The sequence below is a fragment of the Paracoccus sulfuroxidans genome (genome assembly GCF_007830335.1).
GTDB lineage: Bacteria > Pseudomonadota > Alphaproteobacteria > Rhodobacterales > Rhodobacteraceae > Paracoccus > Paracoccus sulfuroxidans.
Map to the genome: position 1 here is coordinate 379,326 of NZ_VLKU01000003.1, position 21,322 is coordinate 400,647.

The 21,322-nt window shown below is 62.2% G+C and carries 19 protein-coding genes and 1 pseudogene; 14 read left to right on the top strand and 6 right to left on the bottom strand.

The window, feature by feature from the left end:
• Positions 1 to 251: 251 nt before the first annotated feature.
• The 3 genes from IQ24_RS06660 to acmB all read left to right on the top strand — a co-directional run bounded on the left by IQ24_RS06660 (position 252) and on the right by acmB (position 4,213).
• Positions 252 to 1,139: a helix-turn-helix domain-containing protein gene (locus IQ24_RS06660; protein ID WP_145397024.1), complete on the top strand. Its 888-nt coding sequence runs from the start codon at positions 252 to 254 to the stop codon at positions 1,137 to 1,139.
• A gap of 165 nt (positions 1,140 to 1,304) precedes the next feature.
• A complete protein-coding gene (locus IQ24_RS06665; RefSeq protein ID WP_242007961.1) occupies positions 1,305 to 2,978 on the top strand; it encodes a flavin-containing monooxygenase in 1,674 nt (557 codons plus the stop codon).
• A 59-nt stretch (positions 2,979 to 3,037) separates the two neighbouring features.
• Complete coding sequence (gene acmB, locus IQ24_RS06670; protein ID WP_145397025.1) at positions 3,038 to 4,213, top strand: methyl acetate hydrolase AcmB; 1,176 nt, start codon at positions 3,038 to 3,040, stop codon at positions 4,211 to 4,213.
• Between the two features lie 117 nt (positions 4,214 to 4,330).
• On the opposite strand, the gene IQ24_RS20215 is transcribed toward acmB, so the two are convergent.
• Positions 4,331 to 4,723 (bottom strand): hypothetical protein, encoded by a 393-nt coding sequence (locus IQ24_RS20215; RefSeq protein WP_199756515.1) that lies wholly within the window; start codon positions 4,721 to 4,723, stop codon positions 4,331 to 4,333.
• A gap of 3 nt (positions 4,724 to 4,726) precedes the next feature.
• Here IQ24_RS20215 and IQ24_RS20590 point away from each other — a divergent pair.
• Positions 4,727 to 5,002: pseudogene (locus tag IQ24_RS20590) on the top strand (aldehyde reductase); the annotation flags it as partial.
• Between the two features lie 171 nt (positions 5,003 to 5,173).
• Here IQ24_RS20590 and IQ24_RS06680 read toward each other — a convergent pair.
• From IQ24_RS06680 to IQ24_RS06690, 3 genes are read right to left on the bottom strand one after another with little or no spacing between them, the layout of a single operon-like run.
• Positions 5,174 to 5,677: an ATP-binding cassette domain-containing protein gene (locus IQ24_RS06680; RefSeq protein WP_338419458.1), complete on the bottom strand. Its 504-nt coding sequence runs from the start codon at positions 5,675 to 5,677 to the stop codon at positions 5,174 to 5,176.
• A gap of 40 nt (positions 5,678 to 5,717) precedes the next feature.
• On the bottom strand, positions 5,718 to 7,136 hold the full coding sequence (locus IQ24_RS06685; protein WP_199756502.1) for a UdgX family uracil-DNA binding protein: 1,419 nt from the start codon (positions 7,134 to 7,136) through the stop codon (positions 5,718 to 5,720).
• Positions 7,136 to 8,359, bottom strand: a complete 1,224-nt coding sequence (locus tag IQ24_RS06690) for a putative DNA modification/repair radical SAM protein (RefSeq protein WP_145397116.1) — start codon at positions 8,357 to 8,359, stop codon at positions 7,136 to 7,138. The genes IQ24_RS06685 and IQ24_RS06690 overlap by 1 nt, the downstream gene beginning before the upstream one ends.
• A 181-nt stretch (positions 8,360 to 8,540) precedes the next feature.
• Here IQ24_RS06690 and IQ24_RS06695 point away from each other — a divergent pair, with 181 nt between their 5' ends.
• A complete protein-coding gene (locus IQ24_RS06695) occupies positions 8,541 to 10,595 on the top strand; it encodes a catalase (RefSeq protein ID WP_145397027.1) in 2,055 nt (684 codons plus the stop codon).
• Positions 10,596 to 10,805: 210 nt separating this feature from the next.
• Here the strand turns inward: IQ24_RS06695 and IQ24_RS06700 are convergent, their stop codons facing one another.
• Positions 10,806 to 11,681, bottom strand: a complete 876-nt coding sequence (locus IQ24_RS06700) for an IclR family transcriptional regulator (RefSeq protein WP_145397028.1) — start codon at positions 11,679 to 11,681, stop codon at positions 10,806 to 10,808.
• Between the two features lie 321 nt (positions 11,682 to 12,002).
• Here IQ24_RS06700 and IQ24_RS06705 point away from each other — a divergent pair, with 321 nt between their 5' ends.
• Genes IQ24_RS06705 through IQ24_RS06740 form a run of 8 tightly spaced genes read left to right on the top strand, consistent with a single transcriptional unit; the run spans position 12,003 to position 19,116 of the window.
• Positions 12,003 to 12,965, top strand: a complete 963-nt coding sequence (locus tag IQ24_RS06705) for an ABC transporter substrate-binding protein (protein ID WP_145397029.1) — start codon at positions 12,003 to 12,005, stop codon at positions 12,963 to 12,965.
• 1 nt (position 12,966) lies between these two features.
• Positions 12,967 to 13,923, top strand: a complete 957-nt coding sequence (locus tag IQ24_RS06710) for an ABC transporter permease (protein WP_158637485.1) — start codon at positions 12,967 to 12,969, stop codon at positions 13,921 to 13,923.
• Entirely contained in the window at positions 13,904 to 14,731 is an 828-nt protein-coding gene (locus tag IQ24_RS06715; RefSeq protein WP_145397031.1) for an ABC transporter ATP-binding protein, read from the top strand. The genes IQ24_RS06710 and IQ24_RS06715 overlap by 20 nt, the downstream gene beginning before the upstream one ends.
• Positions 14,732 to 14,777: 46 nt before the next feature.
• Entirely contained in the window at positions 14,778 to 15,020 is a 243-nt protein-coding gene (locus tag IQ24_RS06720) for a biotin/lipoyl-containing protein (protein ID WP_145397032.1), read from the top strand.
• Positions 15,021 to 15,046: 26 nt separating this feature from the next.
• On the top strand, positions 15,047 to 16,021 hold the full coding sequence (locus IQ24_RS06725; protein ID WP_145397033.1) for a thiamine pyrophosphate-dependent dehydrogenase E1 component subunit alpha: 975 nt from the start codon (positions 15,047 to 15,049) through the stop codon (positions 16,019 to 16,021).
• Positions 16,018 to 17,001: an alpha-ketoacid dehydrogenase subunit beta gene (locus IQ24_RS06730; protein ID WP_145397034.1), complete on the top strand. Its 984-nt coding sequence runs from the start codon at positions 16,018 to 16,020 to the stop codon at positions 16,999 to 17,001. The genes IQ24_RS06725 and IQ24_RS06730 overlap by 4 nt, the downstream gene beginning before the upstream one ends.
• Positions 16,998 to 18,350, top strand: coding sequence for an aminotransferase family protein (locus IQ24_RS06735; protein ID WP_145397035.1), 1,353 nt, complete (start codon positions 16,998 to 17,000; stop codon positions 18,348 to 18,350). The genes IQ24_RS06730 and IQ24_RS06735 overlap by 4 nt, the downstream gene beginning before the upstream one ends.
• Positions 18,340 to 19,116 carry a 2-oxo acid dehydrogenase subunit E2 gene (locus tag IQ24_RS06740; RefSeq protein WP_158637486.1) on the top strand — a complete coding sequence of 259 codons (777 nt, stop codon included), beginning with the start codon at positions 18,340 to 18,342 and terminating at the stop codon, positions 19,114 to 19,116. Before IQ24_RS06735 ends, IQ24_RS06740 begins: the two co-directional genes overlap by 11 nt.
• A 50-nt stretch (positions 19,117 to 19,166) precedes the next feature.
• On the opposite strand, the gene IQ24_RS06745 is transcribed toward IQ24_RS06740, so the two are convergent.
• Entirely contained in the window at positions 19,167 to 20,207 is a 1,041-nt protein-coding gene (locus tag IQ24_RS06745) for an AraC family transcriptional regulator (RefSeq protein ID WP_145397037.1), read from the bottom strand.
• Between the two features lie 206 nt (positions 20,208 to 20,413).
• Here IQ24_RS06745 and IQ24_RS06750 point away from each other — a divergent pair, with 206 nt between their 5' ends.
• Positions 20,414 to 21,181 (top strand): DUF1269 domain-containing protein, encoded by a 768-nt coding sequence (locus IQ24_RS06750; RefSeq protein WP_145397038.1) that lies wholly within the window; start codon positions 20,414 to 20,416, stop codon positions 21,179 to 21,181.
• Positions 21,182 to 21,322 lie beyond the last annotated feature (141 nt).

Consider the following 21,322-nt stretch of genomic DNA (forward strand, 5'->3'; position numbering starts at 1 on the left):
AAATACAGCGCTGCGCAGACGGGCTTGCCAAATCTGATAAGCGACCGGGCAGAAACAAACGGCCCCATATTCTACGCGCAACAGCAGTTCAAAGGGTCTGAAACTCAAACGATCAGCACGAAAGTCCGATTGATGTTATTTTGTCTGGCACTAGAATCGTTTGGTCATTCGTGCTCCCATGGCATCCTTCGTTGAACGACGAACGCCAGCGTTGACCTTGGTTTTAAGTCTTCTTGAGCCGGAGGGAATCTGTGTCTGACCATCTGATCCATGCTGATGAGCTGCCGGTCTGGGTACCGGGCGAAACGCTTGTGGAAAGCCGTGGATTGGGTTGGTCGGGCGTCTCGCAGCGCAGCTTCCTGTATAAAGGTCAGGACGTGCTGATCCCGCCGATGGATGATTTCATGATCGTTCAATATCGGCAGGGGCTGACGCCGATGGACCGCGAATTCGACGGGCGCTGGACCCGGACGCAATGTGGGCCGGGGGATTTCTCGCTGCTGTCGCGCGCGATGCAATCCCATTGGAGCTGGACCGAGGGTTTGCATGTCGCGCATATCTACCTCAGCAATGACCTGATGGCGCGGGTTGCCCGTGACATCTGCGACGGTGAGATCGGGGTGATTTGCCTCCACGATGTGCTTCAGGGCAATGATCCGGTGATCGGCCATATCGCGGATCAGTTGACGCTGGAAGCCGCGCAAAGCGGCGCGGCGGGCGCGCTTTATGCCGAGGCGCTGAGCATCCAGATGGCGGTTCATCTGCTGCGCCACTATGCCTCGATCACCCAGAAACCTTGCGAACGTAGACACGGCTTTTCGCAAAGCGAAATGAAGCGGCTTGATGAATTCATCGACGCCGAGCTAGCCGCCGGGCTGACGCTGGAACGGCTTGCCGAAAGCCTTGGCCTTGGGGTCTGGGCGCTGAACCTGCGGCTGCGACGGACGATCGGGAAATCGCCCTATGCCTATGTGCAGGAAAAGCGGGTGGCGCAGGCCTCAGATCTGCTCTGCAAAAGCGAGATGCCGATCAAGGCGATCGCGGCGGCCTGCGGCTTTTCGGATCAGGCCCATATGACGCGGGTGCTGCGCAAGGCGCTTGGCACGACGCCCGCGCAGCTGCGCAAATCCGCCTCCTGACCGCAGATCGGTCCTGCGGATCATTCAAAAAATCGCTCTCAGATATTCAAGACCGAACCGGGCAGTTCGCTAGGCTGGTGGTCATGGGCAATGCGCATCGGGATTGGGAGGTCCCGCGCAAATGCCCGACTTCGACCGCAAGGAGCGGTCATCTAGGAGGATCTCATGCTGGACTCACGTCAACCCGCCCCGGTGGCGGACCGAAACCCCATTCCCGAAACGCTGGACGCGCTGGTGATCGGCGCCGGTGTCGCCGGGCTCTATCAGCTTTACCAATTGCGCGCTCAGGGGCTGAAGGCTCATGCCTGCGACACGGCCAGCGATGTGGGCGGCACCTGGTATTGGAACCGCTATCCGGGCGCCAAATTCGACAGCGAATCCTATATCTATCAATATCTCTTTGACGAGGATCTCTACAAAGGCTGGACTTGGAGCGAGCGTTTCCCGGCCCAACCCGAGATCGAGCGCTGGATGCATTACATCGCCGACAAGCTGGACCTGCGCCGCGATATCAGCTTTTCGACCACTGTCACCGCCGCGAAATTCGATGAAACCCGCCAGATCTGGCGCGTCACCACCAATCAGGGTGAGTTGATCGAGACGCGCTTCCTGATCGGCTGCACCGGCATGCTGTCCGCACCGCTTGAGGATCGTTTTCCTGGGCAGGCGAGCTTCAAGGGCAAGATCCTGCATACGGCGCGCTATCCGCGCGGCGGGCTCGACCTTGCGGGGAAGCGCGTGGGCGTGATCGGCACCGGCGCGACCGGGATTCAGGTGATTCAGACCATCGCCCCCGAGGTCGGCTCGCTCCATGTTTTCGTCCGCACGCCGCAATATGTCCTGCCGATGAAGAACCCGAAATACGGGCCGGATGAGGCGGCATGGTATAAGGCGCGACTGGACGAGCTGCGCCAGAACCTGCCCCACACCTTCACCGGTTTCGAATATGATTTCGAACATAAATGGCATGATCTGACGCCTGCAGAGCGGCTTGCGGTGCTGGAGGAAATCCATGCCGATGGTTCGCTGAAACTGTGGCTTTCCTCCTTCGCCGAGATGTTCTTTGAAGAGGATGTCAGCGAGGAAATCTCGGAGTTCGTGCGCCAGAAGATGCGGGACCGGCTGAAAGACCCGGAACTGATCGACATTCTGGTCCCGAAGCCCGGCGATTACGGGTTCGGCACCCATCGCGTTCCGCTGGAAACCAACTATCTCGAGGTCTATCACCGCGAGAATGTCACCGCCGTCAGCCTGCGCGAAAATGGCATTGCCGAGATCGTCCCCGAGGGGATCAGGCTCGAGGACGGCACGATCTATCCGCTCGACGTCATCATCATGGCGGTGGGTTTCGATGCAGGCTCGGGCGCGCTCAGCCGGATCGACATTCGCGGTCGCGACGGCATCTCTCTGCGCGAGGAATGGGGGAAGGACATCCGCACCACTTTCGGGATGATGAAATACGGCTTTCCGAACCTCTTCATGACCGGCGCACCACTGGCCCCATCGGCGGCGCTTTGCAATATGACGACCTGTCTGCAGCAGCAGACCGAATGGATCAGCGACTGCATCCGGCATCTGGAAAGCAGCGATCAAGGCGTGATCGAGCCGACGCTCGAGGGCGAGAATGCCTGGGTCGAGCATCATGACGAAATCGCCAATGCCAACCTGATTTCGCGCACGAACTCATGGTATACTGGGTCCAACGTCCCCGGAAAGCCGCGCCGGGTCCTGTCCTATACCGGCGGCGTCGGCACCTATCGCGCGAAATGCAGCGAGGCCGCCGCGAACGGCTATGCTGGCTTCGCCCTTGGCCGCAGCAATGCCGAGCAAACCAGCTGACAATCATCGCTCCGCCAGCTCATACGGCGGAGCGATCATCCCGACTTCAGGAGCCCAAGATGAACAAGATTTTCAATACCGACGATGTCCTGAGCCAGAGCGTTTCTGCCGCGCCGGGTGTGCCGGGGGTTGTCGCGATGTTGACCGACCGAAACGGCAATCTCTATGAGGGAGCGGCGGGTCTGCGTCGCCTTGATCGCCCGGAGCCAATGACCACGGACAGCGTCTTCGCGCTGTTCTCGACCACCAAGGCCATCACGAGCACAGCGGCCCTTCAGCTTGTCGAAGAGGGCAAACTGGACCTCGACGCACCCGCCGCCCAATATGCGCCCGAGATCGGCCAGTTGCAGGTGATCGACGGGTTCGAGCCGAATGGCGAACCGCGCCTGCGCGCCCCGAAGCGCCAGATCACGGCCAAGGATCTGCTGCTTCATCGCGCCGGTTTCGGCTATGATTTCTTCAACGAGACCTACAAGCGCCTCGCCCAAGAGAAAGACCAGCCCAGCATCATCACTGCCTCAAAAGCCGCGCTGATGTCCCCGCTTCTGTTCGATCCGGGTGAGAAATGGGAATATGGCTCGAATATCGACTGGCTGGGTCAGGTGATTGAGGGGATCTCCGGCGAACGCCTTGGCGAGGTCTTTCAGAAGCGCATCTTCGCGCCTTTGGGCATGACCGAGACGGGGTTTGAACTGACTGATGCCATGCGCGCGCGTCTGGCAGGGATGCATCAGCGCGGGGAGGACGGCGTGCTTGAGGCGATTGATTTCGAGCTACCCGGCGATCCCGAAGTCCATATGGGCGGGCACGGCCTTTATGGCACGGTTGGCGATTACATGCGCTTTATCCGCATGTGGCTGAACGATGGCCGCGGCGAGCATGGTCAGGTGCTGCGCCCTGAAACGATGGCCATGGCCGAGCAGAACCACCTTGGCGATCTGAAGGTGACCATGCTGCCCGGCGTCATTCCGACGCTCTCGAACGATGCCGAGTTCTTCCCCGGCCAGTCGAAATCCTGGTCCTATGGCTTCATGGTGAATGACGAGGAGGCCCCGACCGGGCGACCAGCAGGCGCGCTTGGCTGGGCGGGGCTGGCGAACCTCTTTTACTGGATCGACCGGAAGAACGGCCTCGGCGGCTTTTGGGCGACGCAGATCCTGCCCTTCGGTGATCCAGCATCGTTTGGAGGCTATCTTAGTTTTGAAGAAAAGGCATATTCGTCTTTACTCGAATAGAAAGCGCTTGTGGGTCGGCGTAAATGCCGACTCATTCCTGCCCTCGGCAGCGCTGGCTTTCGTGACGCGGCCTGCTCTATAGGCCGCATACGCTCAACTGGACGATCACGGGATGGTTCAGGCAGGCTTCCCTCCTGCACCTGCAAACGGCAGGTTTCCTACATAGCAGACCTTCGCGCCGCATTCGGAGGGCGTCAAACCTGAGCGGCCGCTTTCGGGAATGCGGCATAGCGGCACCTGAAGGTAGACCGACAGGTAAGGGCCGGTAGCCGCCCGACCTGACGCAGCGGCATCGGCCTCAAAACAGCGCCATGTCGCCTTCAGATCAACACGAGCCCCTCGCCCCGCCGCATGAATGGTGGCGGCGACTGTTCGTTGTTCAAAGGCCGGCGAATGTGAACTTTTCTTCGCTGCCAAGGTTAGACAATAAATCGGCCCGGCTCGAAGGGAATCGATATGAACAAAGACCTTGTGCTCGTGACAGGTGGAACGGGCTTCATCGCGCAGCATTGCATGATCGCGCTCCTCAACGCTGGCTACCGGGTTCGGACAACGGTGCGTTCGCTGGCACGTGAGGCGGAAGTTCGCGAACATCTTCAGGTGGGAGGTGTTAATGCTGGCGAACGCCTATCCTTTGTTTTGGCGGAACTCGGAAGCGACGCCGGTTGGAATGAAGCAGCGGCGGGCTGCACATTTGTCTTGCACGGTGCATCACCCACACCGTCTGGCGATCAAATCAGCGAGGAAGATTGGATAGAGCCGGCCGTCAACGGCAATTTGCGAGTCTTACGCGCTGCACGCGACTCAGGAGTGCAGCGGGTTGTGCTGACGTCTGCCTTCGGGGCCAAGGGCGTGCTGAATTGCGGCACTGGCTGCGGCGAAAATCTGCGGCCAGTGCGGATCATAGGCGCGCAGACCTCGATCTGTTCGGGCGCGGGCTTGCCCTTCACCCAAGGGTTTTCATTCGGGTCGCCGTCTTCGAAGACTGTGATGGCGGCGGGAATGGTGTGCGGTGTCGTGTGGGTTCCCCGGTGCGGAGCAGACGGACATAGACACCGCCCGCTTGGGATAATTCCTCATGTGTGCCCTGTTCGACCAGCTTTCCGGCGCGTCAAGGACGAAGATCCGGTCGGCGTGGCGCACCGTCGACAGGCGGTGGGCGATCGAAATGACAGTGCGGCTGGTCGCCATTTGCGCCAACGCCTGAGACATCGCGCGTTCGGTGGTGTTGTCTAGCGCGCTTGTCGCCTCATCGAGCAGCAGCACGGGAGGATTGCGCAGGATGGTGCGGGCCAGTGACAGCTGCTGCTTTTCCACGCCCGAGAAGCGATAGCCGCGCTCGCCCACCGTGGTCTGATAGCCCTCGGGCAGCGATGCGATCAGGTCATGGATCTGCGCCGAGCAGGCGGCGGCGATCAACTCGTCGTCGGTCACTTCGTGGCGGGCGAAGCGCTGCCAGATCACGACGAAAACCCACCGACTCTGTACTGTCAGAATGATCGGTTCAGCCGATCAGGGCTGCGGCTTTGGCCAGATCGCCTACCAGTTCCTGCCTCGCGGATCGTGCCTCCGCCACGGGCAGGCGCAAGATCAGGCTGGGGTGCCAGGAGATCAGCGTGGGCCCGCCGTATCGCGCCGCCTCGATTTTGCCGCGACGGGCGGTCAGAGGCGCGGGGTTGCCGGTCAGCGAAAACGCTGCGCTCGCGCCCAGAGCCACGGTTAGCCTCGGGCGGACAAAGCGCCGTTCGAGATCAAGCCACCAGCGACAATGCTGGATCTCACCCCGGTTGGGGTTTTGATGAAGACGTTGCCTGCCGCGCGGGGTGTATTTGAAATGCTTGACGGCATTGGTCAGCCAGGCCTGTTCCGGATCAAGCCCGACCTCGGCCATGATTTCGCGCAGAAGCTGTCCGGCGGGCCCGACGAAAGGGCGTCCCAGCAAATCTTCCTGATCGCCTGGCGCTTCCCCCACGATCATCAGGGAAGCGCCGGGGTTTCCTTCGCCCCAGACGGTCTGTGTTGCGGCATGGCAGAGGTCGCATCGTGTGCAGATGGCGGCCTGCTGGCCCGCCTCGGCAAGGGTCGTTGGCTGGGTGGTTCGTTGCGGTATCCTGACCCGCGCCGTCACCTTTGCCGCGAACCCCGGCCCCTCGGTCGCGCCTGCCTCGGCCATCGCGCGGACGCGACGGGGAGCGTCCGCCAGCATCTCGGGGATAAGCCGCGTTTCGGGCAGGTTCTTCCAGTATTTCAACGGCATCTCAGAGCGCATGGCATTGATCTTCACGCGCGCCGGATTAAAAATATTGGCGAAATAAGTCTGCCACAGTTCATGGCCTGCGTCGGGAGGCAGATCGGGGCGGGGTCCCGGTGGCGAGAGGCTGACAGAGCCGTCGAAATGCGCCGTGCCCTCGGGGGTGGCGATCAGCCAGTCCATATCGGCAAAGCGCTTGGCGAAGAACGGGACCGCGGCTTCCAGGATCGGATGCTCGGGCTCGAACCAGGCGGCGAAAGAGCGGCGCGGGCCCTGCGAGGGCATTTCGTGAAAGCGCAAGAAAGCGTGCATCTTGTGGATGTCGCGGCGAACGGATTTCGCCAAAGCGCCAAGGCGGATCATCAGCGGATCGGCGGGATTCTGGCACAAATCGCGCTCTGCCTGCATCCCGACGAGCGCCAAATAGAGCAGCGCCCATCTTTCAGGGTCCGAGTGAAAACTGACGGTCCTTGCGAGCGTCAAAAAATCCTTGCTGACACGCAGGGGCTGGTTGCCGGGGGGCGGCATGGGCTCACCCCCGAACAGGTCTGCGGCATCGCCCTTCGTCACCCACTGGATATGGTCGGGCGGAACAGCGGCGGTGGCGAGTTGCCGGGCGCTGGCGCGCCAAGCGTCGAAGCGGTCGAAATGCGGCAGCTCGACCCGGATCATCAGAAAAGTGACAGCTGTTCCGCGGGTGGGGTGAACCGGGCGCGAAGTCCCGCGCTGTCGGTCAGCTGCCCCGGGCGCCAGTCGGGCAGCACGACGAAGGCCCGCGCCTTCGACATCACCGCGCCCATGCGCAGAAGGTCAGCATAGCGCAGGGTCGCATGACGGCGCGCCGCCAGAATTCGGCTGACCGTCTTTGTGCCAAAGCCCGGCACGCGCAGAAGCTGCTCTTTGCTGGCGCGCGCCACCACAAGCGGGAAGGCGGCGCGATTGGCCAAAGCCCAAGCAAGCTTCGGGTCGATCTCCAGATCGAGGTTGCCGTCGGGACTCGCGCCGCCGATCTCTTCCGCCTCGAAGCCGTAAAACCGCATGAGCCAGTCCGCCTGATAGAGCCTGTGCTCGCGCACCAGAGGCGGCTTGACCAGCGGCAGGGCACGCGAGGCGTCGGGGATGGGGCTGAAGGCCGAATAATAGACCCGCCTTAGATCATAGCCGGAATAGAGGTTTGCAGAGGTGCGCAGGATCTCGCGGTCGCTGGTGTCGTCGGCGCCCACGATCATCTGCGTCGATTGCCCGGCCGGGACGAAACGCGGTGGGCGCTTGCCGGTGAAGCTGCGATCCGTCGCGGCCTCACGCTCCAGCCGGACGCCTGCCATGGTGGCGCGAATGGTCTCGGGGCGCTTTTCGGGGGCGAGTGTACGCAGGCTGCGATCCTGCGGCAGCTCGACATTCACCGAAAGCCGGTCGGCCAGAAGCCCGGCCTCGGCCACCAGTTCGGGCGCGGCGTCGGGGATGGTTTTCAGGTGGATATAGCCTTTGAAGCCATGATCGATGCGCAGCATCCGGGCGATGCGGACCATATCCTGCATCGTCTGATCGGGACCGCGAATGATCCCCGAGGACAGGAAAAGCCCCTCGATCATGTTCCGGCGATAGAATTCCAGCGTCAGCGTGACCACTTCCTCCGGGGAAAAACGCGCCCGCTCGACATTGCTGCTGACGCGGTTCACGCAATAGGCGCAGTCATAGATGCAGAAGTTGGTCATCAGGATCTTCAGCAGGCTGATGCAGCGCCCGTCGGGGGCATAGGCGTGACAGATGCCGGTGCCCCCGGCCGAGCCGATGCCGCCCTGCGACGAGTCGCGACGCGTGGTCCCGCTTGAGGCGCAGGAGGCGTCATATTTCGCCGCATCGGACAGGATCGCGAGTTTGCGCTGAAGGGTCATCTGGGCCATGCTGCACCTTAAGTTCCCTATTTGTTCGCGTCAATATCCGTCAAAATCCCGTTTATGCGTTCATGGCGTTCAATCGCGGGGACTTCCGGAACTCTCGCATCGCGAACTCGTTAGCACTGCATAGCGGCACGCGCGTCGCGCCGCATTCGACCCACCGCAAGGAGGAATCGAGATGGGCAAAGGCTATCGCACGGACATCGGCAAAGGCGGAGAGACACAGCAACTGGCCGACAAGGACGGCACGGCGCTGACGACGAATTTTGGCCTGCCGCTGTCGGATAACGAAAACAGCCTCAAGGCGGGCGAGCGTGGCCCGACCCTGCTGGAAGACTTCATCCTGCGCGAGAAGATCTTCCACTTCGATCATGAGCGCATCCCCGAGCGGATCGTCCATGCCCGTGGCTCGGCCGCGCATGGCTATTTCGTATGCACGGATCCGATCCCCGAGATCAGCCGCGCCAGCCTGTTTTCCAAGAAGGGAAAGAAGACGCCCGTCTTTGCCCGTTTCTCGACGGTCGCGGGCGGCGCAGGCTCGGTCGACACGCCGCGCGATGTGCGCGGATTTGCGGTGAAATTCTATACCGACGAAGGCAACTGGGATCTGGTCGGCAACAATATCCCGGTGTTCTTCATTCAGGACGCGATCAAGTTTCCCGACCTGATCCATTCGGTGAAGATGGAGGCCGACCGCGCATTCCCGCAAGCCGCCAGCGCCCATGATACCTTCTGGGATTTCGTCTCGCTGATGCCCGAGACCTTCCACACCCTGATCTGGGCGATGTCTGACCGGGGCATTCCGCGCAGCCTGCGGATGATGGACGGGTTCGGGGTGCATACGTTCAAGCTGGTGAACGGCGACGGGAAGGAAAGCTTCGTCAAGTTCCACTGGCGCCCGAAGCTTGGGGTGCAATCGCTGATCTGGGACGAATCCGCCAAGCTGCAGGGGGCGGATAACGACTATCACCGCCGCGACCTCTGGGAGGCGATCGCGCGCAGCGATTTCCCTGAGTGGGAATTCGGCCTGCAGATCTTTGATCAGAAGCAGGCTGACTCGCTGCCCTATGACATTTTGGATGCGACCAAGATCATCCCCGAGGAGATCGTGCCCCTGCGCGTGATCGGGCGCATGGTGCTGGACCGCAATCCCGACAACTTCTTTGCCGAGACCGAGCAGTCCGCGTTCTTGCCCTCGAACATCGTGCCGGGGATCGACTTCACCGATGACCCGCTGTTGCAGGGGAGGCTGTTTTCCTATCTCGACACGCAGAAGTCGCGGCTGGGGACGACGAATTTCCATCAGATCCCGGTGAATGCGCCGAAATGCCCCTACGCCAATATGCAGCGCGACGGCATGATGCAGACCCATATCTTCAAGGGCCGCGCGAACTACGAGCCGAACAGCCTGGATGAGGCGGGCGAAGACCCCGGCCCGCGCCCCGTCAGCACGGGCTTTGCCACCGCGCCGCAAGAGGTTGAGGGCCGCAAGCTGCGCGTGCGCAGCGAAAGCTTCGGCGATTTCTACAGCCAGCCCCGGCTTTACTGGAACTCGATGACCGAGAGTGAGCAGGCGCATATCGCCTCGGCCATGGTGTTTGAGTTGTCGAAGGTCTCGCTTGAGCATATCCGCGTCAGGATGCTGTCGCAGCTGCGCGTGTTGCACGAAGATCTGGCCAAGCGGGTGGCGGCGGGTCTGGGGATGGACCTGCCCGCAGCCGCGAAGCCCTTCAGGAAGCCGCTTGATCTGCCGGTCTCGGATGCCTTGTCGATCCAGAAGAACTGGCATGCGACGTTGCAAGGACGGCAGGTTGCAGTGTTGTTTGACGAAGGCTCGGATCCATCCGAGATAGAGGCGCTGCAAAAGGCCGTCACCACCAAGGGCGGCACGGTCTTCACCATCGCCCCCAAGGTGGGCGGCATTGCCATGAAGAAGGGTGTGATGAAGGCCGATGGCCAGCTTGCCGGTTCGCCCTCGGTTCTGTTCGACGCCGTGGCCTTGGTGCTGACTGAAGAGGCCGCGACGCGCCTGTCGCGAGATGCGGCTGCTGTCGGGTTTGTCTCCGATGCCTATGCGCATCTAAAGGCCATCGGGGCGAACAAAGGCGCGCAGGCTTTGCTTGATCGCGCAGGGGTCGCCCCTGACAAGGGCGTCACGGATCTGGCCGGTCTGCCGAAGGCCGCGACGGCGCGTTATTGGGACCGGGAAGAGAAGATCCGCGATCTGGCCTGACAAATTGTGCGGCGTTCTGGGCGAAGGATGCCAGCGCCCTTAGCGGTGCCAAGTGGAATAGGCGATCAGGGAGGAGGGGGGGCGGACCTCGGTCCTCCTCTTCGACGAGCCGCGTCTGCGCCTGTCGATCATGCCGCAGCTGGAAGGGGGCGAGGCGGCAAGCTATCCCTGTTGCGGACTGACTGGGACCGAACAGAATGCGCCCCGCGGCTAGTGCTCGGCCCCACGGGTCGAGCGGCGCAGGCTGCTGCGATAGGCGCGGCTGACGACCTGTGCGTTCAGCGGGCCAAGGCGTCGCTGAAGCAGCTCCTCAATCACGCGCGCCTCGCTTTGCATCGCGGCAATGATCCCGTCGCAGCGCCCGGCTTCCTCCATCCGCGAGGTGATTGCGCCCACACCGATGGCGGCGACGGCCTCGCCCGAGGCGCCGAAAATCGGCACGCCAATTGCGGTCATGCCCGGCGCGACCCGGCCGGGGTTCAGCGCGTAGCCCTTGTCGCGGGTCTCGGCGACGAAATCGAAAAGCTGCGTTGCGGTCAGGTTCCATTTCCGCTCGGCCTCGGCCGCATTGAGGGCAATGGCGCGCGACACGAAATCATCGGGCTGGAAGGCCAGCAGCGCGAGGCTGCCCGCGCCGACGCCCAGCGGGCGGCGGTCGCCAATGTCTAGCGTCAGGGTCTTAATCGGATAGTCGCCCTCATAACGCTCGATGCAGATCGATTCGTAATTGTGGCGGATCGACATATAGACGGTGTCTTGCGTGGTCTCGGTCAGCCGCGTCATCGAAGCATGGGCGGCATCGCGCAGCCCGAAACGGTTCGCGGCAATCGCGCCGATCTCGCAAAGCTCAAGGCCCAGGAAATAGCTGCCACCGGCCGGCACCTGTTCCAGCAGACCCGCCTGCACCAGCGCCCCCAGAAACCGATGCGCGGTCGAGCGGCTGAGCCCGGTTTCATCGGCAACCTCGGCCAGTTTGGCGCCTTCGCTGCGCTTTGAGGCGACGACACGCAAGACGAGCATCGCCCGGTCAAGGCTCTGCATACTTTGCAAACGGTCGGATTCGGTGGAGGCGCTATCTTTACTCATACTGGGATAGATAACCAATGAGTGAAACGAATGAAACGGTTTTCTGCGATCCTCTGCTTTCGGGCTTCGCAGCCATTCCGGTGGGGAACCGATCAGACCCCACTACAACATTGAGTGTGCATGATATACTGCCTTGATCTGGCAGCAGCACTGCGAACCTTCCCATCGCGCGCATTTATGAATTGACATATTTGTGTCGTTTCCGTTTAATGGGAATATATTCCAGTCAGTGAGACTCATGGCGAGAGTGAGGGCCAGAGCCAAAACGGCGGGATCGTCATAAACGGCGCCACCGCCCGTGGCTGGCGCAGGGAGGAAAAGATGGGAAACAGGTTGCTGGGCCTTCTGGGCTCAACCGGACTTGCATGTCTTGTGCTTGCTGCGGGGCCGGTTCAGGCCGCAGATGCGCCGAAGATCTGCGTGAACCGCTATGTTTCGGCCACCGTCATCGATGAGATCATGAAGGGCCTTGCCGCAGGGCTGACGGATGCGGGTATCTCGCAGGAGAATATGGTCGTCCAGAACCCCGAGGCCGATGCCGCGACCCAGCAGACGCTGGCGCAAAGCTTTGTCAGCGATGGCTGCGATGTGATCGTGGCGATCAGCACGCCGGGCGCGCAGGCTTTCAAACGCGCCACCGATTCGATCCCGGTCGTCTTCATCGGCTCATCGACGCCGGTCGAGGCGGGGCTGGTTCAATCCTTCGAAGCACCGGGCGGCAATTTCACCGGCGTCGCCGATCCCGCGCCGATCGAGGCCGATATCGAGTCGATGCGCGAGGTTCTGCCCGGCATGAAAACCGTCGGGCTGATCTATAAGGCGGGCGATCCGGCGGGTGACTTCCTCGCCAAACGCGCCGCCGCCTATCTGACCGCGCAGGGGCTGACCCCGATCGAGGCGACCATCGCCAATGCGGGCGAGGCGATGCAATCGGCGCAATCTCTGGTCGGCCGCGTCGATGTGATCGAAGTGCCGGGCGATTCCACCACGATCAGCGCCATGGCCGCGATCCTGAAGGTCGCCGATGATGCGAAACTTCCGGTCTTTGGCGGGCTGCAAGAGGCGGTCTCGCAGGGCGGGCTGCTCTCGGCGTCCTATAGCTATGAGGTCGTGGGCTATGAGGCCGCTGATCTGGTCAGGCGCGTCCTTGCCGGGGAGGACCCGGCCACGATCCCCGTCGTCATCCCGAAAGCGACCGGGTTTGAGCTGAACCTGACCAAAGCCAAGGCGCTTGGCCTCGACATCCCCGAGCATGTCCAGAAACGCGCAAGCCGGACTTACTGACATGGATATCACCAGCATTCTTCTGATCGGGGCGCAGGTCGGGCTGATCTATGGCCCGCTTGCCCTTGGCATCTATTTCGCGCTGAACGTCATGAGCCTGCCGGACCTGACGCTTGAAGGCTCTTTCGGGGTCGGGGGCGCGACCACGGCGGTCCTGCTGCTGAAAGGGTGTGACCCGGCCACCGCGCTTGCAGGCGGGATGGCCAGCGGCATGGTCATGGGCTTCCTGACCGCCTGTCTCCATGTCTATCTGCATATGAACGTGCTTCTCGCCGGCATTCTGATGACGACGGCGGCATGGTCGATCAGCCTGGCGATCATGGGGGCGGGGAATATCTCGCTGCTCTCGCAGGCGACGCTGTTTGACTGGGTCGGCAAGGGCTTTGGCCTCAATGCGCAATGGTCGCAGATCCTCGTCGGCTCGGGCTTTTCGCTGGTCGTGGCGCTGGGGCTGATCTGGCTGTTGCAGACCAATTACGGCATGTCGCTGCGTGCGGCGGGGCTCAATATCCAGACCGCGCGCGGCCTTGGCATCCGCACCGAGACGCGCCAGATCGTCGGCCTTGTCATCGCCAATGGCCTAGCCGCGATGACCGGCGGGCTTGTGGTGCAAAGTCAGGGCTTCATGGATGTGTCGATCCAGACCGGCGTCATCGTGATCGGCCTTGCCGCGCTGATGATCGGCATGAGCATCTTCAAGACCCCGCGCATTGTGCCCTCGATCATCGGCGTCATCCTTGGCATCTTCATCTACCGCGTCGTCGTCACATTGGCGCTGAAACTGGGTCTGCCGCCCTATTTCATCAAGCTTGCGACCGCCGTCGTGGTCTTTGCCATCGTCGCGATCCGCAGCCACGGTTTTGGCTTCATCGCGATCCCCGGCACCGAGCGGGCCCGCAAGGCCGCCCGCGAACATCTCGACTATCTGGAGAACGATCGTGTCGTCAACATCACCTGAGACCCGTCCCGCGCTCGAGGTTGTCAATGTCCTCAAACAGTTCAAACAGGCCGGACGCAGCGAGCTTTTCACCGCCGTCAACCGCGTGAATCTCACGATCGCGCCGGGCCAGATCGTGGCCATGGTCGGCTCGAACGGATCGGGGAAATCGACGCTTTTGTCGATGATCGCGGGCAGCCAGCGTCCCGATCAGGGCGAGATCCGGGTCGCGGGCGTTGCCGTCACCGATATGCCGTCCTGGCAGCGCACCGGCCTTGTCGCTCTGGTGCGCCAGAACCCCGAACATAACGTCTTTTCCGCTTTGACCATCGCCGAGAATTTCGCGCTGGCCGATGCGGGCAAGTCGAAACGCTTCAACCTCAAAGGCGCGGTCACGCCGCGGATCAAGGATATGGCGCGCGCGGCACTGGCGCAATTCTCGATGGGGCTTGAGGACCGGATCGACAATCTGGCGGGCAACCTCTCGGGCGGTCAGCGTCAGGCGGTCTCGGTCGCGATGGCGACCTGCCGCGATCCGGGGCTCTTGCTTCTGGACGAACATGTCTCGGCGCTCGATCCGACCCGCGCGCGGGTGGTGATGGAAAAGACCGAAGAGATCGTGCGCGCCCGCCGCGTCGCCACGCTGATGGTCACCCATGACATGAGCCATGCGATCAAACATTCGGATCGGCTGATCCTGATGCATCGCGGCCAGATCACCATGGACCTTGGCGCCGAGGAAAAGGCGGGGCTGACGGTTCCGACCCTGCTGCGCCGGTTCGAGGAACTGACCGGAGAATCCCTGCCTGACAGCGCCGTTCTGGCCTGAGGCCCTTCCCGCGCCACCGCGCGACGACCCAACAAGGACTTAGAAGATGATCGTAGATTTCCCCCTGCCCGAACTGGGTGAGCAGGTTTCCTCGGCAACCGTGACCGGCTGGATGAAGGCCCCCGGCGACCAGATCAGCAAGGATGAGCTGATGCTGGAAGTGATGACCGAAAAGATCAATGTCGAGGTCGTCAGCCCCTATGACGGCAAACTGGTCGAGATCCTTGCCGATATCGATGCCGATGTCTCGCCCGGCGTCATCGTCGCCCGGATCGAGATCGCCGACTGAACCCCCAGCTGTCAGGAGTCCCGCTCGTGAAGCCAGATGAGAACCTGAAGGTCGCGCTCTACCAGAACCTCGTGAAAGCCCGCGAGCTGGAAGAGCAGATGACCAAACTGGCCGGTTTCCATGCCGGCGTGGGCGAAGAGGCCGTCGTCGTCGGCGCCTTCTTCGGCCTCAAGGATGGTGAATATTGCGCCCCGCATTATCGCGGCGCATTGACGGCGGCGCATATGCGCGGCGCCGATCTGCACCGGCTGATTGCCAGCGTGATGGGCAAGGCCACCTCCTATACCCGTGGTCGGGTGCGCGGCGACATCTGCCTGCCCTTCCAGTTCCGCACGCTTGGTATGTTCTCGGGCGTGCTCGGCAATCCGATGAATATTGCGACCGGCATGGCTCTGGCCTCGAAACAGCGTGGCGACGGCACGGCGGTCGTCACCAGTTTCGGCGAGGGCACGAGCAATATCGGCGGCTTTCACGAGGCGCTGAACCTCGCCGCCTGTCTGTCGCTGCCGATCGTCTATGTCTGCCAGAACAACGGCTATGCCATGTCGACGCGCAGCGATTATTCGATCAAGACCGGCTCGGTCGCGGATCGGGCAGTGGGCTACGGCATTCCCGGCATCGAGGTCGACGGCAATGACGTCATCGCGGTGTTCGAGGCGGTGCAGACCGCGCTTGAACGCGCCCGCGCAGGGCAGGGGCCGACGCTGATCGATGCCCGGACCTATCGGCTGAGCGGCCATTACACCGGCGACAACAACCATTATCAGCCCAGTGAGGAGCGCGAGGCCTGGATCGCCCGCGATCCGGTCGCGCGTCTGCGCGCCGATCTTGCAGCCTCGGGGATCATGGACGAGGCGCGGATGGATGAGATCCGCAGTGCCGCCCATGCCGAGGTTGCCGCCGCGATTGCGGCCGCGCAGGCCGATCCCGAAGCCGATCTCTCGGCGCTGGGGCCGGATGATCTTTACTGCCCCGATGATGCGGAAAGGGCCTCAGCATGACCCAGATGACCTTTCAGGAGGCGGTCGTCGCCGCCATCGTCGAGGAAATGGACCGCGATCCGACCGTGTTCAATATGGGTCAGGACATCGGCCCGATCTATATGGGCGCGATGCATTCGGCCAAGGGCCTCTCGGAGAAATACGGGGCCGATCGCATCATCGACACGCCGATTTCGGAAACCGCGATGACCGGCGCAGGCATCGGCGCGGCGATCTGCGGGATGCGGCCCATTGTTCAGATCATGTTCGCGGAATTTCTGGGCATGACGATCACGCCTCTGGCCTGCGAGGCCTCGGCGATGTGGTATAAATCCGACGGCCAGATCAGCGTGCCTCTGGTGATCCGGGTGCTTTGCGGCGCGGGTCCGCATCGTGGCCATGCCGAGGATTATATCGGCATCGTTTCCAGCGTTCCGGGGATCAAGGTGGTGATGCCCTCCTGTCCCGCCGATGCCAAAGGGCTGATGACCGCCGCGATCCGCGACAACAATCCGGTCATCTTCTTCGAGCACATGGGCATCTATCACGGTCCCCGCCAAGAGGTTCCGGGCGAGGCCGTGGCGATCCCGCTTGGCAAGGCCGATGTGAAACGCGAAGGCGCGGATGTGACCATCGTCGCGACCGGAATGATGGTCCAGCGCGCGCAACGCGCCGCCGACAAGCTGGCAGCCGAGGGCACCTCGGTCGAGATCATCGACCCGCGCACCATCGTGCCTTTGGATATCGAGACCGTGCTCGCCTCGGTCCGCAAGACCCGGCGGCTGGTCGTCGTCACCGAAAGCTGGCGCACCGGCGATCCCCTGTCGGACATGGTCTCGCGCGTGGCCGAAGAGCTTGGCGCCGAAGGGCCGCTGCCGATTGCCCGCGTCGCGCTGCAAGACACCGCGCGGCCCTTTGCGCTGCCGCTGACACGGGCCTCGATGCCCGATCTCAAAGACATCATCGACGCCGTTCACAAAGTGACCAAGGTGCAGAAATGAATATCGACTTCGACGGCAAGACGCTCAGCGACGAGCATATCTTCTTCCGCAGCGCCGGTTCAGTGAATCCGGTTGTGGACCGGGCCGAGGGCATCTATCTCTATGATGTCGACGGCAAGCGCTATATCGACGGCATGGGCGGGGTCGGCGTGGTCAGCATCGGCCATAATGTCCCCGAGATCCGCGATGCGGCTGTGGCGCAGATGGAAAAGGTCTGTTTCGCCCATCCGTTCCACTGGAAGAACATGCCCCATATGGAGCTGACCGAGCGAATCGCCCGCTTTGCCCCAGAAGGCATGACCAAGGTCTTTCTCTGCTCGGGCGGCTCCGAGGCGAATGAATCCGCGATCAAGCTTGCCCGTCAATATCATGTCGAGCGCGGCAATACCTCTAAATATAAGGTGATTTCGCGCTGGAATAGCTTTCACGGCAATACGATCGGCACGCTCGCCTCGGGCGGCATGCGGGTGCGGCGCGACCTCTTCACGCCGCTTCTGACCGATATGCCGCATATCGCGTCTTGCAACTGCTATCACTGCCCCTTCGGGCTGGAATATCCGTCCTGCAAGATCCGCTGCGCCCATGACCTCGAAGCCGAGATCCTGCGCACCGGCCCCGACAATATCGCGGCCTTCATCGCCGAGCCGGTGGTCGGCGCGGCGGGTGGCGGGCTGATCGCGCCGCCCGAATATTACGGCATCATCCGCGAGATCTGCGACCGCTACGATATCCTGATGATCATGGATGAGGTCATCACCGGCTTTGGCCGCACCGGCAAGAATTTCGGCATCGAGCATTGGGGCGTCACGCCGGATATCATCTGCACCGGCAAGGGGCTGAGCAGCGGCTACACCCCGCTTGGCGCGATGATCGTGCATGAGCGCGTCTTCGAGCCCTTCAAATCCGGTCGCGGCTTTGCCCATGGCTATACGTTCGGCGGCAATCCCCTGTCCTGCGCGATTGGCGAGGCGGTGCTGAAATATATGGAAGAGCACCAGCTTGTCGGCAACGTCGCCGCCCTTGAGGGCCGTTTCTTCGAGATGGGGCGCGAGCTGCTCGAGCTCGACATCGTTGGCGATGTTCGCGGCAAGGGCTTTTTCATGGGGCTCGAATTCGTCGAGGACAAATCCAGCCGCAGCCCCTTCGCGCCCTCGCTGAATGTTGCGGGCCGGATTGCCGACCGCTGCTTCAAGAACGGGCTGATCGTCGGCGCGGGCAAGGGCAGCATTGATGGCGTCAATGGCGATCACATCAACCTCGCCCCGCCCTTCACCTGCACCGAGGCCGATCTCGCCGAGATCATCGCGATCCTGCGAAGCTCGATCGAAGAGGTCCGCCATGAGCTCTGAGTTCGTGACCTCTGACGCCGTGAACTCTGATCCTGCCGCCGCCCGCTCCTCCTCCCCGGAGCGGCCGGTCTCCCGGCAGGGCATCCCGGTCAGCGAGGTTTTCCCGCTGACCGGGATGAAACGGGCGATTGCCGACCATATGCTCGCCTGTCACACGCAGGTCCCCGCCGTCAGCGTCTTTGCCGATTTCAACGTCGATGCGCTGATGGCGGCCAAGGCCGCTGGCCGCTTTGATGCCGAGGGCGTCAAGGTCACGCTGACCCATGTCGTCATCAAACTGGTGGCCGAGACCCTGCGGCGCTTTCCGCTGCTGAATGCGACGGTCGAGGATGGCGAGATCAAGGTGCTGGATCAGGTCAATATCGGCATGGCGGCGGCGCTGCCCGACGGCAATCTGATCGTGCCGGTGGTGCGCAATGCCGACCGGCTGAGCCTGGCCGAGATCGCCCAGGAGGCCGCCCGTCTTGGCCGCCTTGCGTCCGAAGGCAAGCTGGGCCTTGGCGATATTCGCGGCGGAACCTTCACTGTCACGAATGTCGGCATGGTGCGCGGTACGCTTTGGCAGACGCCGCTGGTGAACCTGCCGCAGGCGGGGATTCTGGCGCTTGGCCGTATCCGGCAGGCGCCCGTGGTGCGCGACGGCGCGCTGGCCGTCGGCAACCTGATGGGCGCGAGCCTGAGCTTTGATCACCGCATCATCAACGGCTTCCCGGCCAGCCAGTTCATGGAAGCGCTTGGCGATGCGATTGAGGCGGCGGGTGCCTGAAGGGCCGAAGTGCCGGGGCGGGAAAAGGCTTGCCGTATTCGGCTCCCTGCCTAAGCCTTTTTCCGCCCCGCGCGGATTTCCTTCGGCGTCCGCCCATCCCATCGTTTCAGACTTCGCCGAAAGCTCGCGGCGTCGGCGAAGCCGAGGGCCGCCGCGATGCTGTCGACCTTCAGACCGGTATCGCGCAGGTATTTGAGGGCGAGCTTCAGGCGAAGCTCGTCGGCGATGCGGCTGAAGGATGTCCCTTCATCCTCAAGCTTGCGGCGCAGGGTTCGCGGGGACATGCCAAGGGACGCGCTGACTGTCTCGATCGAGGTTTTGCGGCCAAGATCGGTTGCCAGCAACGCGCGGACGCGTCCGCTGAGCCCGATCACGCGGTCAAGTTCCACCAGCATCTCATCGCAGAGCTTCGTTAGCTGGGCATGGGTGACGGGATTGCCGTATTCCAACTGCCGATCCAGAAGCGCCGCGTCGAAGATGAACATGTTTTCATCGGCGCCATAGGCGACGCTGCATCCCGGCAGGTCGAAATGGTCGCGTTTGTCCGGTGACCGGGCATAGGTGAGGGTCAGGCGCGTCGGGCTGAAATCCTCGCCCAGAATGTCACGGCAGGCGGTGATCATCTGACCGAGGCGTAGTTCGACGATGAAGCGATAAAGCTCGGGGCGGTGCTGAACGTCAGCAAGCGGTTCGAAGATGATCTGGACGGTTTTCTCGTCCTTGCCACGCACCATCCTGACCTTGGCAGGGGTATCCAGCGCCTTTCCATAGGCAAGGATCAGGTCAATCGCGCGGCCAAAATTGGTGCAGCTGAGAATGGCGAACCCATACATGCCATAGCTGGTCAGATGATGGCGCAGGCCCAGCTTGAAGGCAAAGTCAGGATCAGACGCGAGCGCGGTGATATTGGCGAAGACCTTCAGCATCTCATCGGCGGACATCGTGCTGTCCGGTCCCACGATCTCACGCCAGAGCCGGGTACCTCGCAAAGCCTCGCGGGCTTCAAACCTCCGCTCCGCCAGCGCGTCGAGCAGCGGGGTGAGAAGCCCCGTCGAATAGATCCGTTCCTGCCCTGTTGGCGCTTGCCGCATCGCCCATCTCGAATTGCGCGGTGCCCAAGCCTAAGACGGACAAAAGGTGCAAACAAGCTTTCGCGCCCGGATTTTGGCCGCAAATGTCCCCTTTCTGTCCTGACGCGCAATAGGGCTGCGGCGTCTGCGATACCAGATTGTGAGTGTGAAAACGCAACAAGCCAGCCTGATCCGAGATTGCTGGGAAACTGAAAAGGACCATCTCAATGAACAAGCTCATCGTTATTGTGTTTGATACCGAAGCCAAAGCCTATGAGGGCCTGAAGCAATTGCAGAACCTGCACGGAGAAGACGGGTTCGACGTGTTCGCGACCGCCGTCGTCGCCAAAGATGACGCAGGCAAGATCGCAATCCGTCAAAGCGCCGCCGACGGCCCTTGGGGTGCGGCTGCAGGGCTGGCGATCGGGTCGCTTCTAGGTGCGCTCGCAGGGCCTGCGGGGCTCGCTTTGGGGGCCGCTGCCGGTACGCTCAGCGGTGTGTGGAGCGATGCGTCGAAGGATGAAGTCGATATGCGCTTCCTCACCGATGCGGGTGACGCGTTGCAGCCGGGCAAGACCGCCATCGTGGCGTCGATCCACGAAACCTGGGTGGTTCCGCTTGATGCCGCGATGGCCCCCCTTGGCGGCACCGTCCTCCGCCGTGCCCGGTCGGAGGTCAGCGAAGAGGTCTATGGCCGTCAGGTCACCGCGCTGAAGGCCGAAATTAAGCAATATGAGACTGAAATCGGCAAGACCGCAGGCGAATGGCGCGACAAGCTGCAGGACAAGGTCGATGATCTGAAAAAGCAGCTGAGCGAGCTGATGGAAAACATCGACAAGCGCCGGATCGCGGTTCAGCGCGAGGGCGAAGCTCAGCTGAAAACCCTGCAAAAACAGGCTGATGCCGCCGGGAAAGAGCTGAAGACCGCTTACGACGACACGATGGCGAAGATGCGCGTTGAATATAACAAGCGCGTCGAGCAGTTGAAGGTCTGACGCGGGAACCGACAAGACCGTGAACCATCCTTAGGGACGGGCGTTCTGACTTGGGTCGGGACGCCCTTTTTACCGAACAGCAGCCAAAGGAGTATGGTGATGATCGAAAGGCAGATGACCGGGCAGGAAAGGTCCCGCCCG